The sequence below is a fragment of the Streptomyces sp. NPDC002044 genome (assembly GCF_040296725.1).
Classification (GTDB): Bacteria; Actinomycetota; Actinomycetes; order Streptomycetales; family Streptomycetaceae; genus Streptomyces; species Streptomyces antarcticus.
On record NZ_JBEOXU010000284.1, the window covers coordinates 1 to 3,516 of the forward strand.

Here is a 3,516-nt window from a genome sequence, read left to right on the forward strand (position 1 = left end):
GAGGTAGCGTTCCAGGCGCAGCCGGTCCCGGGACAACGGCGTCAACTCGGCCGCGAGAAGAAACAGTTCGGCCGACAGTTTCCGCTCACCGCTCTCCCGGGCCTGCCCGGCGGCCACCGCCGTGTCCTCGGCCAGACACTGGTCGACGGCGTCCCGCCGGCCCAGCGCCCGGTGCCGTACGACCTGCACCGGATCCGCCACCGCGCCGGCCAGCGCGCCGTGCGCGGCGATCCGCTCCGCCTTCCCGGCCAGGCTCACCGCCGCGTCGGCGAGGACCCGCGCGGTGAAGCGGACCGCCCCCGGCGGGCCGTCGTGGAGGACGCCCGCCGCCTGAGCCAGCCGCAGCTCGTCCTCGGCGCCGTCGCGTCCGGCCCGCTCCAGCAGTGCCACGGTGGGCTGCCGGGCCAGTGCCGCGACCAGCAGCGTCGCCCGGACCGGCGCGGGAAGCTCCCTCAGCCACGCCTCCGCGGCCCGGACCGCCGCGGGCGGTACGACGCGTGCGTGCCGGGCGCCGGGACCCTGCCGGGCCAGCGCGGCGCACGCGGTCTCGGTGAGCAGCCGATGGCCCCCGCAGCTCTGGTGCACGGGGGTCGCCCACCGGTGGGGCAGACCGTGGCGGACCACGACCGCCGACGTGAGCGCCACGTCCAGCGCGGGCACCGGGACGTGCACGGGATGGCCGCCCAGGAGGCGCGCCGCCGTCCCGCGCCCGTCCCGCGCCCGCTCGCACACCACGACGGCCAGCCGGGGCGCCGCGACCGTGCGCACCGCGTAGCCCAGGACGTCCGCACTGGCCTCGTCCAGCCACTGCACCCCGTCGACGGCGAGGAGGAAGCCGGGCGCGGACCCGAGCAGGCCCGCCACCGCGAGCCGGACCGCGGCGGTCTCGTCCCGTCCGGCCGGGCCGTCGGCGCAGCGCCGCAGCAGCCGGTCCACCACGGCCCGCCAGCCGGCCGGCAGCGCGGCGAGGACCTCGGGGGGTACGGCCGACAGCAGTTGCGCCACCGCGCTGAACGCGTGGGCCCGGTCGGCGTCGGCGCAGGTGACCCGCAGCACGGCCCGTTGCCCGCCGCGGAGTTCGTCCAGGGCCTCGCCCAGCAGCGTGGTCTTCCCCGACCCCCAGGCGCCGGTGACCGCGACCCGGCCCCCGTCGCGCAGGGCCCGTACCACCGCGTGGACCGCGCCCCGCCACGAGGAGAACTCCGCATCCGGGCCCGCTGCCTCTTCGACGTCCGTCACACCACGGCACGGTAGGACCGGTTCGCACACCCTGACAACGGCCGGGCGGGCATCCCGGCAGGTCAAGGGTTTCCCCTGATGGCAAAGCGGCCCGGGGACCGCATCGTTGGGGTGCGGTGAGCCGCCCCCGGCCCGCGGGGGGAGCCGGAGTGGGGCCGGCGGGTCCACCCCGGGCCGGCGGGCGCGGGGGAGTCCGGCCGGGCGGCTCACCGTCTTCCCGCCCCCGGCGCGCGCACCCCGGGGATGCGTGCGACCGCGAGGGTCCCTCCGAGACCGCAAGGGATTCCTCCGATGCCCCCGACCCGCCGACAGGCGGACCGTGTTGGCCACCCCCCGGACGGTTTCCGCACCGGCTCCCCGCTCCGGGTGCCGGCCGGGGGGCGGTCCGCCCGCCTCCCCAGCGGGCGGTTCCCGGCCCGCGTCGGCGTCCCAGCCGGTGCGTCCCCCCATCGAGAGGAACACCTCCGTGCGTGCACTCGTACACCGGCACCTGCCGGCACACCGGCCCCTGCTGGCCGGATTCGCGGCAGTCGTCACCCTGGCCGGGCTCGCCGCCGTCCCCGCCGCGGCCCAGGCGGCCCCCGGCCCGTCCGTACCGCCCCAGGTCATGGAGGCCATGCGGCGGGACCTCGGCCTCTCCGCGGGCGAGGTGCGCCGCCGGGCCGCCGACGAATCGGCGGCCGCCCAGGTCGCCACCCGCATCCGCGCCCAACTGGGGGACCGAGTGGCCGGGTTGTGGTTCGACGCCGCCTCCGGCTCCCTGAACGCCGCCGTCGCCGACCCGGCGGACGCGGCCACCGCCCGCGCCGCCGGTGCGGTCGTCCGTCCGGCCGCCCACACCCGGGCCGAGCTGGACACGGCCGCCCGGAGCGTGTCGGCGCTGGCCGGCGCAGGCGTCCCGGGGGTCCACGCGTGGGGCCCGGACGTCCGCAACAACCGGGTCGAGGTCACCGTCGCCCGGACCGGCCGGACGCCGGCCACCGAAGCCTTCCTCACCGAAGTGGCCGCGCTGGGCCCCGTCGTGCACGTCGCCGATTCCGACCAGAGCCCCCGCCAGCAGGCGGACGTCATCGGCGGGGAGAAGTGGACGCCCGGCACGGAGAGCCCCTGCTCGATCGGCTTCCCCGTGACCCGCACCAGCGGCGGTGCCAAGGGCTTCCTGACCGCCGGCCACTGCACCAACGACGCGAACCAGCCCGCCTACGGCAAGGACGGCAGCCGGGTCGGCACGTCCAACAAGAACGGCAGCGGCAGCGTCAACGCCCGCGAGGGCGACATGGGCATCGTCGACGTCGACCAGCCCGGCTGGAACCTCGCCCCCACCGTCGCCGGATACGGCCAGGGCGACATCACCGTCACGGGAGCCGCCGAAGCGGTCGTCGGCACCGCGGTCTGCCGCTCCGGCCAGACCACCAGCCTGCGGTGCGGCGAGGTCACCAAGGTCGACCAGAGCGTCGACTACGGCAGCGTCGTCATCGACGGCCTCTCCTACTCCAGCGCCTGTTCCGCCGGCGGCGACTCGGGCGGCGCCTACGTCACCGCCACCGGCGGCAAGGCCGTCGGCCTGCACTCCGGCGGCGGCAGCGCCACGTGCACCTCGGGCAGCGGGGAGAAGTTCACCATCTTCCAGCCCGTGGGCGAGGCCCTCACCCGCTTCGGCGCCAGCCTGGTGACCTCCACCCCGCAGCCCGGCAACGTGACCGTCGCGGCCGTGTCCTCGCAGACCACCGCCGTCGGCGGCGCCGCGGAGCTGCGCAACAGCGCCGAGGGCGGCACCGCCCCGTACACCTGGTCCGCCACGGGCCTGCCCGCGGGCCTGTCCATCGCCCCCGCGACCGGAACGGTCTCCGGGACCGCGACCACCGCCGGGACCTCCCGCGTGACCGTCACCGCCACCGACAAGGCCGGCCGGACCGGGAGCGCCGCCTTCACCTGGACCGTCACCACCGGCCAGGGAGGCAGCCCGACCCTGGCCAACCCCGGCAACCAGACCTCCTCCATCGGCCGGCCCGTCACGCTGCCGCTCCGGGCGGCCGGCGGCAGCGCCCCGTACTCCTTCAAGGCGTCGAACCTCCCGGCGGGCCTGACCGTGAACGCGGCCACCGGCACCGTCTCCGGGACCCCCACCACCTGGGGCTTTCGCACCAGCACCCTCACGGTGACCGACAACGCGGGCCGGACGGCTGGCCGTGTCGGCGAGCATGTCCACCGACCGGGCGCAGTCCTCGACGTAGTTGTACGCGCCGCGCACCGCCTCGCTCAGCGCGAACATGGCGA

General features: G+C 77.1%; 2 protein-coding genes. One reads left to right on the top strand and one right to left on the bottom strand.

All coding sequences use genetic code 11. The features are described from left to right. The coding region (locus ABT106_RS31465; RefSeq protein WP_351284345.1) for an ATP-binding protein at positions 1-1,239 on the bottom strand (1,239 nt) is incomplete at its 3' end. Between the two features lie 466 nt (positions 1,240-1,705). On the opposite strand from ABT106_RS31465, the gene ABT106_RS31470 reads away from it, so the two are divergent. After that, positions 1,706-3,516 (top strand): putative Ig domain-containing protein (locus ABT106_RS31470; protein ID WP_351284347.1); only part of this gene is annotated, 1,811 nt, incomplete at its 3' end.